The 14643-nt window shown below is 64.4% G+C and carries 9 protein-coding genes; 6 read left to right on the forward strand and 3 right to left on the reverse strand.

Features of this window, described 5'->3' with window-relative positions:
• Positions 1-152: 152 nt before the first annotated feature.
• The 6 genes from typA (at position 153) to LJ656_RS01035 (ending at position 10063) form a co-directional block, all read left to right on the forward strand.
• On the forward strand, positions 153-1982 hold the full coding sequence (typA, locus tag LJ656_RS01010; protein WP_230507412.1) for a translational GTPase TypA: 1830 nt from the start codon (positions 153-155) through the stop codon (positions 1980-1982).
• A gap of 406 nt (positions 1983-2388) precedes the next feature.
• Entirely contained in the window at positions 2389-5250 is a 2862-nt protein-coding gene (locus LJ656_RS01015; RefSeq protein WP_230507414.1) for a 2-oxoglutarate dehydrogenase E1 component, read from the forward strand.
• Between the two features lie 141 nt (positions 5251-5391).
• Entirely contained in the window at positions 5392-6660 is a 1269-nt protein-coding gene (gene odhB, locus LJ656_RS01020) for a 2-oxoglutarate dehydrogenase complex dihydrolipoyllysine-residue succinyltransferase (protein ID WP_230507416.1), read from the forward strand.
• A 136-nt stretch (positions 6661-6796) separates the two neighbouring features.
• On the forward strand, positions 6797-8227 hold the full coding sequence (gene lpdA, locus LJ656_RS01025; protein WP_230507417.1) for a dihydrolipoyl dehydrogenase: 1431 nt from the start codon (positions 6797-6799) through the stop codon (positions 8225-8227).
• A gap of 91 nt (positions 8228-8318) precedes the next feature.
• Complete coding sequence (gene zapE, locus LJ656_RS01030; protein ID WP_230507419.1) at positions 8319-9416, forward strand: cell division protein ZapE; 1098 nt, start codon at positions 8319-8321, stop codon at positions 9414-9416.
• 170 nt (positions 9417-9586) lie between these two features.
• A complete protein-coding gene (locus LJ656_RS01035; RefSeq protein WP_230507421.1) occupies positions 9587-10063 on the forward strand; it encodes a transposase in 477 nt (158 codons plus the stop codon).
• Between the two features lie 308 nt (positions 10064-10371).
• On the opposite strand, the gene LJ656_RS01040 is transcribed toward LJ656_RS01035, so the two are convergent.
• The 3 genes from LJ656_RS01040 to LJ656_RS01050 all read right to left on the reverse strand — a co-directional run bounded on the left by LJ656_RS01040 (position 10372) and on the right by LJ656_RS01050 (position 14442).
• Entirely contained in the window at positions 10372-10857 is a 486-nt protein-coding gene (locus tag LJ656_RS01040) for a DUF2147 domain-containing protein (RefSeq protein ID WP_230507422.1), read from the reverse strand.
• Positions 10858-11075: 218 nt separating this feature from the next.
• Positions 11076-12803: a ShlB/FhaC/HecB family hemolysin secretion/activation protein gene (locus tag LJ656_RS01045; protein WP_230507423.1), complete on the reverse strand. Its 1728-nt coding sequence runs from the start codon at positions 12801-12803 to the stop codon at positions 11076-11078.
• Between the two features lie 232 nt (positions 12804-13035).
• The gene (locus LJ656_RS01050) at positions 13036-14442 is read right to left on the reverse strand and encodes a collagen-like triple helix repeat-containing protein (RefSeq protein WP_230507424.1); all 1407 of its coding nucleotides are present in this window, start codon (positions 14440-14442) and stop codon (positions 13036-13038) included.
• Positions 14443-14643: the final 201 nt, after the last annotated feature.

Raw genomic sequence — 14643 nt, forward strand, 5'->3', positions numbered from 1 at the left:
ATACCAGAAAGCATCATTGGTACATGCTATAATGTTGGGTTCCCAAAAGTGCGCTTTGGGCTAGTCGTGTTTCGGGTTGGTGGTGATTGAACCTCCGGCCAGTATCAGCAGGCGGCAGCAAGCGGCGCACTCCAACTGTCTTCAGGTTTCCTATGACCCGCGCCCTACGCAATATCGCCATCATCGCTCACGTCGACCACGGCAAGACCACGCTCGTCGACCAGCTCCTCCGCCAGACCGCCACGTTCCGCGACAACCAGCAGGTTGCAGAGCGCGTGATGGATTCGAACGACATCGAAAAAGAGCGCGGCATCACGATCCTGTCGAAGAACTGCGCGGTCGAGTACGAAGGCACCCACATCAATATCGTCGACACGCCGGGACACGCGGACTTCGGCGGCGAAGTGGAGCGCGTGCTGTCGATGGTCGACTCGGTGCTGCTGCTGGTCGACGCGGTCGAAGGCCCGATGCCGCAAACGCGGTTCGTGACCAAGAAGGCGCTTGCGCTCGGTCTGAAGCCGATCGTCGTGGTCAACAAGGTGGATCGTCCGGGCGCGCGGGTGGACTGGGTCATCAACCAGACCTTCGATCTGTTCGACAAGCTGGGCGCGAACGACGAACAGCTCGACTTCCCGATCGTCTATGCATCGGGTCTGAACGGCTACGCCGGCATGACGCCGGACGTGCGCGACGGCGACATGCGTCCGCTGTTCGAAGCGATCCTGAAGCACGTGCCGGTGCGTCCGGCTGATCCGGAAGCGCCGCTGCAGCTGCAGATCACGTCGCTCGACTACTCGTCGTACGTCGGCCGTATCGGTATTGGCCGCATCACGCGCGGCCGTATCAAGCCGGGTATGCAGGTCGCGGTGCGCTCGGGTCCCGAGGGTGAAATCCTCAACCGCAAGATCAACCAGGTGCTGTCGTTCAAGGGTCTCGATCGCGTCCAGGTCGACTCGGCAGAGGCGGGCGACATCGTGCTGATCAACGGTATCGAAGAAATCGGTATCGGCGTGACGATCTGCTCGCCCGAGCAGCCGGAAGCGCTGCCGATGATCACCGTCGATGAGCCCACGCTGACGATGAACTTCCTCGTCAACTCGTCGCCGCTCGCGGGCCGTGAAGGCAAGTTTGTGACGAGCCGCCAGATTCGCGACCGTCTGACGAAGGAACTGAACCACAACGTCGCGCTGCGCGTGAAAGACACCGGCGACGAAACGACCTTCGAAGTGTCGGGTCGCGGTGAGCTGCACCTGACCATTCTGGTCGAAAACATGCGCCGCGAAGGCTACGAACTCGCGGTGTCGCGTCCGCGCGTCGTGATGACCGAAATCGACGGCGTCACGCACGAGCCGTTCGAAAACCTGACCGTCGACATGGAAGACTCCCACCAGGGCGGCGTGATGGAAGAGCTGGGCCGCCGCAAGGGCGAACTGCTCGACATGACGTCGGACGGCCGCGGCCGGACCCGTCTCGAGTACCGTATTTCGGCGCGCGGTCTGATCGGCTTCCAGTCGGAATTCCTGACGCTCACGCGCGGCACGGGTCTGATGAGCCACACGTTCGATTCGTACCAGCCGGCCAAGGAAGGCGCGGTCGGCGAGCGTCGTAACGGCGTGCTGATTTCGCAGGACGACGGCGCCGCTGTTGCCTACGCGCTGTGGAAGCTGCAGGATCGCGGCCGTATGTTCGTGTCGCCGGGCGACGCGCTGTACGAAGGCATGATCATCGGCATTCACAGTCGCGACAACGACCTCGTCGTGAACCCGATCAAGGGCAAGCAGCTGACCAACGTGCGTGCGTCGGGTACCGACGAAGCCGTGCGTCTCGTGCCGCCGATCCAGTTGTCGCTCGAATACGCAGTCGAATTCATCGACGACGACGAGCTGGTCGAAGTCACGCCGCAATCGATCCGTCTGCGCAAGCGTCACCTGAAGGAACACGAGCGCCGCAGCGCGAGCCGCAACAAGGGCGCGAGCGAGTAAGCGGGCCGCGTGATTCCGGATAGAAGCAGTTGAACGAAAGCCACCTTCGGGTGGCTTTCGTGTTTCTGGCGCATCCTGTCTCGATGTCCGCGCGCCGTTGCGAGCGCCCGACGTGGCGCGTGGCGCGCGACGACCGCGCAAACGGTTTCCCGCCACTTCCCGCAGAACACTGTTTCAAGCCGTGAAGAGATCCCGGTAAGCGCTGAAAACCCCGTGATGACGGGGCTTTGCGGCTCGGCTGTTCGCTATCTGGGCTATTCGTTCTGTGCTATGCTCCCGGGTGCAAAGTTTTAGGTCCTTCCAAGCAAGACTTGATTCGCGCAATCCGCTAAACGGTCAGGCCGTGTCGCGGAAGGTTCTGTAACCCGCTATTTCTCGAGAAGCTCGAAGAAAGGTGAGCGTAAAAATGATGAAGCAATTCCAGTCGAACTCTTATCTGTTCGGCGGCAATGCTCCGTACGTTGAAGAAATGTACGAAGCGTATCTCGATAATCCGGCGTCAGTGCCCGAGACCTGGCGCAGCTATTTCGATGCGTTGCAGAACGTGCCCGCATCGGACGGCAGCAATGCCAACGACGTGGCCCACGGCCCGATCGTCGAATCGTTTGCCCAGCGCGCCAAGGCCAATGCCTTCCTGCCTCGCGCGACGGCCGGCGGCGAAGACCTCGCTACCGCCCGCAAACAGGTTTACGTCCAGTCCCTCATCGGCGCATATCGCTTCCTCGGCTCGCAATGGGCCAACCTCGATCCTCTGAAGCGCCGCGAACGTCCCGCGATCCCCGAACTTGAACCCGCGTTCTACGACTTCACCGAAGCCGACATGGACCAGGAGTTCAGCGCGACGAATCTGTACTTCGGGTTCGAGCGCGCGACGCTGCGTGACATCGTCAAGGCACTGCGCGACACGTACTGCGGCACGATCGGCGCCGAGTACATGTATATCAGCGATCCGGAGCAGAAGCGCTGGTGGAAGGAGCGCCTCGAATCGATCCGTTCGACGCCGAACTTCAGCAACGACAAGAAGAAGCACATCCTGAACCGCCTGACGGCCGCCGAAGGCCTCGAGCGTTTCCTGCACACCAAGTACGTCGGCCAGAAGCGCTTCTCGCTCGAAGGCGGCGAGAGCTTCATCGCGTCGATGGACGAAGTGGTCCGCCACGCCGGCGCCAAGGGCGTCCAGGAAATCGTCATCGGCATGGCTCACCGCGGCCGTCTGAACGTGCTGGTCAATACGCTCGGCAAGATGCCGGCTGACCTGTTCGCCGAATTCGAAGGCAAGCACGTCGACGATCTGCCGGCTGGCGACGTGAAGTACCACAAGGGCTTCTCGTCGGACGTCGCAACGGAAGGCGGCCCGGTTCACCTGTCGCTCGCGTTCAACCCGTCGCACCTCGAAATCGTCAACCCGGTGGTCGAAGGTTCCGCGAAGGCGCGGATGGACCGTCGCGGCGACGACAGCGGCGTGCAGGTGCTGCCGGTGCAGATCCACGGCGACGCGGCTTTCGCTGGCCAGGGGGTCGTGATGGAGACGCTGAACCTCGCGCAAACGCGCGGTTACGGCACGCACGGCACGCTGCACATCGTCATCAACAACCAGATCGGCTTCACGACGTCGGACCCGCGCGACTCGCGCTCCACGTTGTACTGCTCGGACGTCGTCAAGATGATCGAAGCGCCGGTGCTGCACGTGAACGGCGACGATCCCGAAGCGGTCGTGCTGGCGACCCAGCTCGCTATCGACTTCCGGATGCAGTTCCACAAGGACGTCGTGGTCGATATCGTCTGCTTCCGTAAGCTGGGCCACAACGAGCAGGACACGCCGGCGGTCACGCAGCCGCTGATGTACAAGACGATCGCCAAGCACCCGGGCACGCGCGCACTGTACGCTGAAAAGCTGGTGCAGCAGGGCGTGATCACCGCAGAAGAAGGCGACGAATTCGTCAAGGCCTATCGCAAGGCGATGGACGAAGGCCATCACACGGTCGACCCGGTGCTCTCGAACTACAAGAGCAAGTACGCGGTGGACTGGGTGCCGTTCCTGAACCGCAAGTGGACCGACGCAGCCGACACGGCTGTGCCGCTCGCGGAACTGAAGCGCCTCGCCGAACGCATCACCACGATCCCGGAAAACTTCAAGGTTCACCCGCTCGTCGAGCGCGTGATCAACGACCGTCGCGCAATGGGCCGCGGCGAAGCGAAGCTCGACTGGGGTATGGGCGAACACCTCGCGTTCGCATCGCTGGTCGCATCGGGCTACGCAGTGCGCCTGACCGGTCAGGATTCGGGCCGCGGCACGTTCACGCACCGTCACGCGGTGCTGCACGATCAGAACCGCGAGCGCTGGAACGACGGCACCTACGTGCCGCTGCAAAACATCGCCGAAGGTCAGGCAAAGTTCACGGTGATCGACTCGGTGCTGTCGGAAGAAGCGGTGCTCGGCTTCGAATACGGCTATTCGACCGCTGAACCGAACACCTTCGTCGCATGGGAAGCGCAGTTCGGCGACTTCGTGAACGGCGCGCAAGTCGTGATCGACCAGTTCATCTCGTCGGGCGAAGTGAAGTGGGGCCGCGTGTCGGGCCTGACCATGTTGCTGCCGCACGGCTACGAAGGCCAGGGTCCGGAGCACTCGTCGGCGCGTATCGAGCGTTTCCTGCAACTGTGCGCGGACCACAACATGCAGGTCGTTCAGCCGACCACGCCGGCGCAGATCTTCCACCTGCTGCGTCGCCAGATGATCCGCCTGTTCCGCAAGCCGCTGATCGTCGCTACGCCGAAGTCGCTGCTGCGTCACAAGGAAGCCGTGTCGGATCTGTCCGAACTCGCGAAGGGTTCGTTCCAGCCGGTGCTCGGCGAGACCGACGAGTCGATCGACGCGAAGAAGGTCAAGCGCGTGATCGCCTGCTCGGGCCGCGTGTACTACGACCTGGTTGCGCATCGCCGCGAAGCGAAGGCCAACGACGTCGCGATCATCCGTATCGAGCAGCTCTATCCGTTCGCGCACAAGCAGTTCGAAGCAGAACTGAAGAAGTACGACAACGCGACGGAAGTGGTGTGGGTGCAGGACGAGCCGCAGAATCAGGGCCCGTGGTTCTACATCGAACACCACCTGAAGGAAGGCATGAAGGAAGGGCAGAAGCTGGCATACAGCGGCCGTCCGGCTTCGGCCTCGCCGGCAGTGGGCTACTACGCGAAGCACTACGAGCAGCAGAAGGCGCTGATCGAAGGCGCTTTCGGCCGCCTCAAGAGCGCGTCGATCGCTAAATAAGGAAACAGACGAACCGGGAAAGCGCCGAGCGCTTTCCCGCGCCGCGCTCAACGGACCAACGAAGGTACAGGCGCGGCGCTCAGGGTTCGCAGGCGGTCGTGAACAAGCGCCGTCACCCGATACGTATTCAGGATACTCATAATGGCTATTGTTGAAGTCAAGGTTCCCCAGCTGTCCGAGTCGGTCTCGGAAGCCACGATGCTGCAGTGGAAGAAGAAGCCCGGCGAGGCTGTCGCTCAGGACGAAATCCTCATCGAAATCGAGACCGACAAGGTCGTGCTCGAAGTGCCGGCACCGTCGGCAGGCGTGCTCGCGCAAGTCATCTCGAACGACGGCGACACCGTCGTCGCCGATCAGGTGATCGCGAAGATCGACACCGAAGGCAAGGCAGGCGCCGCTGCTGTCGAAGCCGAAGTGAAGCCGGCTCCGGTTGCTGCCGCTGCTGCCGCACCGGTCGCTCAGGCTGCTGTCGCAACCGGCTCGAACACCGCTGCTTCGCCGGCTGCCGGCAAGCTGATGGCCGAGAAGGGTCTGGGCGCTGGCGACGTCGCCGGCACGGGCCGCGATGGCCGCATCACCAAGGGCGACGTGCTCGCCGCCGGCGCACCGGCTGCCAAGGCGGCACCGGCTCCGGCTGCCGCACCGAAGGCTGCCAAGCCGTCGCTGCCGGAAGTCAAGGCGCCGGCATCGGCCGATCAGTGGCTGAAGGACCGTCCGGAACAGCGCGTGCCGATGTCGCGTCTGCGCGCGCGTATCGCCGAGCGTCTGCTCGAGTCGCAGCAGACCAATGCGATCCTGACCACGTTCAACGAAGTGAACATGGCTCCGGTGATGGACCTGCGCAACAAGTACAAGGACAAGTTCGAGAAGGAACATGGCGTGAAGCTCGGCTTCATGTCGTTCTTCGTGAAGGCGGCCGTGCACGCGCTGAAGAAATTCCCGCTGGTGAACGCGTCGATCGACGGTAACGACATCGTCTATCACGGCTACTTCGACATCGGTATCGCGGTCGGTTCGCCGCGTGGTCTGGTGGTGCCGATCCTGCGCAACGCGGATCAGCTGAGCCTCGCCGACATCGAGAAGAAGATCGCCGAATTCGGCCAGAAGGCCAAGGACGGCAAGCTGTCGATCGAAGAAATGACCGGCGGTACGTTCTCGATCTCGAACGGCGGCGTGTTCGGCTCGATGCTGTCGACCCCGATCATCAACCCGCCGCAGTCGGCAATTCTCGGCGTGCACGCCACCAAGGAACGTCCGGTCGTCGAAAACGGCCAGATCGTGATCCGCCCGATGAACTACCTCGCGCTGTCGTACGACCACCGTATCATCGACGGTCGCGAAGCAGTGCTGTCGCTGGTCGCGATGAAGGACGCGCTGGAAGATCCGGCACGCCTGCTGCTCGACCTGTAAGCGCACGTTCCACTGGCGCCGGCCGGCCATCGCTTGCCGGCGTCATCCGCAGTAAGTCTTCACGCATTCAGCAGCACCGGAACGGCGCGCGCCACCTCGGGTGGCCCGGCGCCGTTCCCCCATCCAAGGGATTGTCATGTCCAAAGAATTTGACGTCGTCGTGATCGGCGCCGGCCCTGGCGGTTATATCGCCGCCATCCGCGCAGCGCAGCTCGGCAAGACCGTCGCATGTATCGAAAAGTGGAAGAACCCGGCCGGCGCGCTGAAGCTCGGCGGCACCTGCCTGAACGTCGGTTGCATTCCGTCGAAGGCGCTGCTCGCGTCGTCGGAAGAGTTTGAAAACGCGTCGCACCACCTCGCCGACCACGGCATCACCGTGGGCGACGTGACGGTCGATATCTCGAAGATGATGGCCCGCAAGGACGGCATCGTCGAGAAGATGACCAAGGGCATCGAATTCCTGTTCCGCAAGAACAAGATCACGTGGCTCAAGGGCCATGGCAAGTTCACCGGCCGCACCGACGCCGGCGTGCAGATCGAAGTGAGCGGCGAAGGCGAAGCCGAAGTCGTGACCGCGAAGAACGTGATCATCGCGACCGGCTCGAAGGCCCGTCATCTGCCGGGCATTCCTGTCGACAACAAGCTGATCGCCGACAACGAAGGCGCACTGAGCTTCGACACGGCACCGAAGAAGCTCGCCGTGATCGGCGCGGGCGTGATCGGTCTGGAACTCGGCTCGGTGTGGCGCCGCCTCGGCGCGGAAGTGACCGTGCTCGAAGCGCTGCCGGAATTCCTCGGCGCGGCTGACCAGGCGCTGTCGAAGGAAGCGGCCAAGCAGTTCAAGAAGCAGGGTCTCGACATCCACGTCGGCGTGAAGGTCGGCGAAGTGAAGACCAGCGCGAACGGCGTGTCGATCGCTTACACCGACAAGGACGGCAACGCGCAGACGCTGGATGCGGACCGCCTGATCGTGTCGGTCGGCCGCGTGCCGAACACCGACAACCTCGGTCTCGAAGCGATCGGCCTGAAGGCCAACGAGCGCGGCTTCATCGACGTGGACGACCACTGCGCGACCTCGGTGCCGAACGTGTACGCGATCGGCGACGTGGTGCGTGGCCCGATGCTCGCGCACAAGGCCGAAGACGAAGGCGTGCTGGTCGCCGAAGTGATCGACGGTCAGAAGCCGCACATCGACTACAACTGCGTGCCGTGGGTGATCTACACCGAACCGGAAATCGCATGGGTCGGCAAGACCGAGCAGCAGCTGAAGGCCGAAGGCCGCGAGATCAAGACCGGCCAGTTCCCGTTCATGGCGAACGGCCGCGCGCTCGGCATCGCGAAGGCGGACGGTTTCGTCAAGATGATCGCGGACGCGAAGACCGACGAACTGCTCGGCGTGCACATCATTTCGGCGAACGCATCGGACCTGATCGCGGAAGCCGTGGTGGCGATGGAGTTCAAGGCGGCGTCGGAAGACATCGGCCGCATTTGCCATCCGCACCCGTCGCTGTCGGAAGTCATGCGCGAAGCGGCACTGGCCGTCGACAAGCGCGCGCTGAACATGTAATCGCGCACGCCTGACTGAACGCAACCTTGGCATCACCAAAGGCGGGCGGGGTTCATTCCCTCCCGCCTTTCTTTTTGCAGCAAGCAATACGATGAACGTCACCGAATACTACGAAAAAGAACTGCAGACGCGGGGTTATCAATCCGATCCGGCGCAGCGCGCGGCGGTCGACCGTCTGCAGCGGTGCTATGAAGAGTGGGTCGAATACAAATCGCGCCGCTCGAATGCGTTCAAGAAACTGATCAACCATCCGGACCAGCCGCGCGGCGTCTACATGTGGGGCGGGGTGGGGCGCGGCAAGAGCTTCCTGATGGACAGCTTCTACATGATCGTGCCGGTGCAGCGCAAAACGCGGCTGCATTTCCACGAGTTCATGCGTGAAGTGCATCGCGAGCTGGAAGAGCTGAAAGGCCAGGCCGACCCGCTCGACGAACTCGCGCGCCGCATCTCGAAGCGCTACCGGCTGATCTGTTTCGACGAATTCCACGTGTCGGACATTGCCGACGCGATGATCCTGTACCGCCTGCTCGACAAGCTGTTCGAGAACGGCGTGCAGTTCGTGATGACCTCCAACTACGCACCGGACACCTTGTACCCGGACGGTCTGCATCGCGACCGGATGCTGCCGGCGATCGAGCTGATCAAGGAGAAGCTCGACGTGATCAACGTCGACGCGGGCATCGACTACCGGCGCCGCACGCTGGCCCAGGTCGAGGTCTATCACACGCCGCTCGACGCGGCCGCCGGCAAGGCATTGCGCGCCGCGTTCTCGCAGCTCGCGGCGGTGCCCGACGAAAGCCCGATCCTGCATATCGAAAAGCGCGAGCTGAAGGCGCTGCGTCGCGCGGACGGCGTCGTCTGGTTCGATTTCGCGACGCTGTGCGGCGGCCCGCGCTCGCAGAACGACTACCTCGAACTGGCGAGCCGGTTTCACGCGGTGATCCTGTCGGACGTGCCGCAGATGTCGGTGCGGATGGCCTCCGAAGCGCGCCGCTTCACGTGGCTGATCGACGTGTTCTACGACCACAAGGTCAAGCTGTTGATGTCGGCCGCGGTGCCGCCGGAGCAGCTGTATCTCGACGGTCCGATGGCCAACGAATTCACTCGGACGGTGTCGCGCATCGTCGAGATGCAGTCGAAGGAATATCTCGACGCGCCGCGCCGGATCGTCGACACGTCGCTGACCTGACGCGCCCCGTGCGGATGCGTCGCACCGCGGGCGGGAGGGTATGCGCGCGGATGTGCGCCCGACCGGTGTACCTGTTTGCCCAAAAAGGTACTCCAGGAATCAGAATGGTCTGATGGCCCACGCGGGGATGACTGGCTATCTTTTGTCGTAGTTCTGACAAAGGAGTGACCATGAATCCGTACCGCGAGATGACCGAAGAGCAGTGGCTGAGCGTCGAGCCGTTGCTGCCCGAACTGCAGCCGCGCAGAGAAACGCGCGGCCGTCCGCTGGCCGACACCCGCGCGGTGCTCAATGGCGTGCTGTGGGTCATGCAAAGCGGCGCGAGCTGGTCGTCGATGCCGCGCCGCTACCCGTCGTATCAGACCTGTCATCGCCGCTTCAAGGCATGGTCCGACGCCGGTGTGCTCCGGCGCGTGGTCGAGCAACTGCTGGGCGGCGCGAGCGCGGATCTGTGCGATTCGATGGCAGCGCGCATGCGCACGCGGGTGTCCGCGCGGCCGAAGCGCAAAGTCGGCGTTCGTGCGCCGGTGCCGCTTCAGGTCGAGTCCGCGCCGCAGGTCGAGTCCGCGGTGCGCAAGCCGGCCAGCGCCGCGCTGCAATCGGGCTCACCGTCTGCGCCCGCGGAATCGATCCGGCAGGCCGCTTAGGTGGGTTTCTCAGGCACTTTGCGTTCACGCAGGCCGCTGGCGCGCAACGTTCGAGCAAGCGAGTTCGAGCAAGCGAGTTAGTCACGCTTTTCACTTAGGCCGCGCACATGATCGCGCGGGCTCGTCAAACGGTTTGCCGCAAAACAAAAACGGCCGCGCGATCATGATCGCCGGCCGTTTTTCCTGTTGCTCAGTTGCGTTAGCGAAAGCGTTCGCTTCAGTTCAAGCTTCCTGTCAGCGCGAACCGGCGCCGTCGATATTGCCGGTACTGCGCGAATCCGGGCAACGCTTGCCGCGCCCCTTGAACCTCACTGCTGCCGGATCCACGTCTGCGAGCGGCCGAGCAGCGCCACGCCGATATAGCCGCGCACCACCAGCTTGTTGCCCCCGTCTTCGAGGTGCATCTTGCACTTATAGAGCTTGCCGTTTTCCGGATCGAGAATCTGCCCGTGGTCCCACGCGTCGCCATCTTTCTTCATGCTGTCGATGATGGTCATGCCCAGAATCGGTTGATCCTTGCGCGCGTCCGTGCACTCGGTGCAGCGGCGGTCCGGCCGATCGTTCGGATTGAGCCCCTTGATGACCTTGCCGCTCAGTTCGCCGTTGCCGTCCTGGATGATCTGCACGAGCGCCTTCGGCTGTCCGGTGTGATCGTCAATCGTTTGCCAGGTGCCGACCGGCGACGCGGTTTGCGCGAGCGCGCTGACCGCGCTTGCGAGCAGCGCGCCGGCGAGTGCCGCCTGGCGGACGGTGCGCAGCGCGACTGCGCGAGCGTGTTCGGTGAATTGCGTCATTGCCTTCCTCCTTGATGAAAGACGCGCGATCGTGGTCGCGCGGCGTTATGGGCATCGCGGAAGGACGTGCGGCCGTGGCCTCGCGCGATGCGGGACGATGCGCGCGGCGGGCCGCATGCATCGTCAGCGGAGAATACGCGAAACTCCCCGTGCCGTTTGATAGTGGAACTTCTAATCTGCACGCGGCACGCCGGCGCACGCATCGATTGAATGCGCGCTCAATTCAACTGATACGAAAACGTCGCGTTGATGCGCGGACTGCGCGACGCACTCTCGACCGGCGCGTCGCCGACCGCCTTCGCGACCGACAGATCGAGGCTGTAGTAGCGCGCATCCGAAATGCGGAAGCCGAACGCAATCGACGACATGTGCGACGGCGAAGGCGTGCCCGCATGCAAATACACGCGCGCGATGTCGAACGATACGTACGGCGTGAACGAGCGCAGATATGTGAAGCCGAGCGCGATCGGCCGGTTGACCTCGAACATCGCGCCCCAACCCGAATCGCCCGACGCCTCGCCGGGCTGATAGCCCTGCGCGAAACGCTGCGCGCCGAACGAGATCTGTTCGGAGGTCGGCAGCGATACCGCGCTGTACTGTCCGGTCAGCGAAATCGACGTGCCGATCTTCAGCGGCCATTCGTTGCTCTGCGAGAAGCTCGCGCCGGTGCGCACGAAAGTCAGCGACGCCGGGTTCGTGATCACCGTGCCCGGCACGTTCGAGTCGCCGGCCTTCGACGCGCCGAGAATGTCGAACGCCTTCGCGACGTTGACGCTTGCGCGCCGCACCTGGCCCGGATCGACCGCGGTGTAGTCCGCCTGCAACTGCATCACCCGCACCTGCGAGCGCAGGCCGATCTGCGCGCCGGTCTGCGTGTTGTGGTAGCGATCTTCGTTGTGCGATGCATAGACCGACGCGGTGCCGAACAGGCTGCGCGAATCGCTGAGGATCAGTGGATAGGACAGCGAACCGCCGAGCTTGTCGTTGATCACCGTGCGTTCGACATAGGAGGGCAGGCCCGGGTTGTCAGTCGGGTTGCCGCGATAGTGCGACGCATCGATATTGCCGGTCAGGCCGTTGCTGCCGATCGGCACGCCCGCATGCGCGGCGAGATAGGTGACGTTGTCGCGGCCCTTCGGCAGCAGCGCCGAGATGCTCAGCTGTTCGCCGAGCGCGGTCAGTCCGTTGGAGGTCGCGGTCAGCAGCCCTTGCACGCCGGGCTGGTTGAAGTTCACGCCCGCGCTGAAGTTGAACGGCTTGCGCTCGACGGCCAGCTCGAGCGTGGTCGCGCCGTCGGTGTTTTGCGGCGACGGCACGTTGGCCGTGACCTTGATGCCCGGAATCAGGCCGAGCACATGGATGAAGCGCTCGAACGTTTCGCGCCGCAGCGGCCGGTCGGCGACAATGTGCTCGGAGATCGCGCGGATCTTGTCTTCGACCGGCCCCGGATTGCCGGTGATCTTCACCGCTGACACATAGCCTTCCACCACGGTCACCCGCACCACGCCGCCTTCGAAGGTCTGCGCGGGAATGAAGGCCATCGACAGCGCGTAGCCGCGCTCCTGATACAGCTTCGTCACGCCGTTGGCGACTTCGATCAGCTGGCCGATCGTGATGTCCTTGCCGACGAGCGGCGTGAAGCGTTGCGCGACTTCGTCGAACGGAATCGACTTCACGCCCTCGACCTGCACGCGCGACGGCGTCAGATGGCGGGCCAGCAGTTCCTGCAACTGGGGGGCTTGCGGCGCGACCTGCACGGTCACGTTCGGACCGCGGTCGGGGGCTTTGACCTGCGGCAGCGAATCGAGCGGATTGCCGCCGACCACCGCGCCGGCGGGACGGCTCTGCGCGTGCGCTTGCATCTGCGTCGCGCCGGCCGCGAGTGCCGCGAGCGCGAGAGTCCAACTGCTCCAGTGAAGCCGGTTACTGCGATACCCGAATGTCATCGGATGTCCCTCGTATGCTGTTCTTGTTTTGCGAGTCGCGCCGCCTGGCCGGGCGGGTCGCGCTCGCTTATGTCATGCTCGCCGCGCACTGGCGGCGCTTGCATCTGCGTGCATCTGTTTGCATCTATAACGTCACCACGGCAGCCGGCTTGAGCCGGGCATCGCCGCGCGACGTGCATTCGCTAACCACGCCACGCGATGCGCGGCCCGCATCGTCCAACTGTTCCAGCGCTTACTTATGGCTGACCGGCAGCAGGCTGCCGAGCAGCGTCGTCACGCTGCTGGCCGCATTGCCCGAGCTGCTGGACGCGCTCGCAGCCGACGAACTGCTCGAGCCGCTCAACGTGCCCAGCGAGCCCGTCACCGTCGTCACCGTGGCGCTCAGCTGACCGACCAGCGACGTCACCGGCGCGAGCGCCGAGCTGCTGGCGTTGCCGCTGGAGGTGCCGTTGTTCAAGCCGCTCAGCGTGCCCGTCAACGTCGCGAGCGGATTCGACGTGGTGCCGCCGCCGCTGCCGCCGGGTGTCGAGGTCAGCGAAGCGAGCGGCGAGCCGCTGGCCGTCGAGCTGAGCGTCGCGAGCGGCGCGCCGCCGAGCAGCGTGGTCAGCGAACCGAGCGGATCGTTGCCGAGCCCGAGACCCGCGAGCGAGCCCTGCAGCGCGCCTAGGGGATTGACGCTCGACGACGTGCCGTTCGCGACCGCCACATGGGTGCTGCCGACGAGGCTGGTCAGCAGACCGGCAACCGGATATGCGCCGTTCGGGCCGTTCGGATTCACGAGGCCGCCGGCATTCGTGACCGTATTGCCGAGCGAGCTGACCAGCATGCCGGCATCGTTGCCGAGCGCGTTACCGGTCGCCGAGCCGACCTTCGCACCCGCCGTATCCAGCGCGCCGCCGACCTGCGCGAGCACGCCGCCGAGCGGTACGCCGAGGCCGCTCCGGGTCCCGACCGTTTGCGTGATCAGGCCGGCGCTGGTGACGAGCGGCGTGATCGCGGTGCTGAGCGGTTGGGTGACCTGCTGCACGGTCGACGAATCGAGCACGTTGCCGAGCGTCGCGCCGCCCGCGTTCAGCGTGGTGGCGGTCGTCGCCAGCGTGCTCGCGAGCGGTGTGGTGAGCGGCGCCAACGCCGAGAACTGGCCGCTGCCGAGTCCGTCGACCGCGTTGCTCACGCCTTGCACGACGCCGCTCGTCGAGCTGACCACCGAGCCGAGGCCGGCCACCGTGGTGCCGACCGGGTTCGCGGTGCTGCCGGTCTGGCCCAGGCCGTTGCTGACGGCGTCGGCGAGTGCGTTCAGCGTGGTGCCGGTGTTCGACACCGCATCGCCGAGTCCCTCGGTGACCTTCGAGCTGACGCCCGGAATGCTTTGCGCTGCGATCGTGTTGCCGAGATCGCTGGTGGTTTGCGCGACGGCGGTCGCGAGGCCGTTGGTGCCGTGCGCGCCGGTCGTGGTGGTCGTCGTGGTGGTGCCCGCACCGCTGCCGCTGCCGGTGCTCGACGCGCTCGGCGGCGCGCTGACGGTGCTGCCGCCGCACGCCGACAGCAGGCTCGCAACCGCGACGGCGATCAGCGGCGCGCGCAGCGACGCTACGGTCGCGCACGCTGTCTGGAGAGAAAAGAGACGTTGACTGGACATGGTGCTCCTCCGTGTTGTTCGGGCTTATTGGCTACGGGTGTTTCAATGCGCCGGTGCCGGTGCCGGTGCCGGTGCCGGTGCTGGTGCTGGTGTCACGCGCGTGCGAGAGGCGTGGCCGGCCAGGACAGCGGCTGTGGCGGCGAGCGGGCTATGCAGTAACTGCGGGTCGGCTCGCGGGCCAAGCCACCGTTCGGGCCGGCT

It is taken from the genome of Paraburkholderia sejongensis, from assembly GCF_020880815.1.
Taxonomy (GTDB): Bacteria; Pseudomonadota; Gammaproteobacteria; order Burkholderiales; family Burkholderiaceae; genus Paraburkholderia; species Paraburkholderia sejongensis.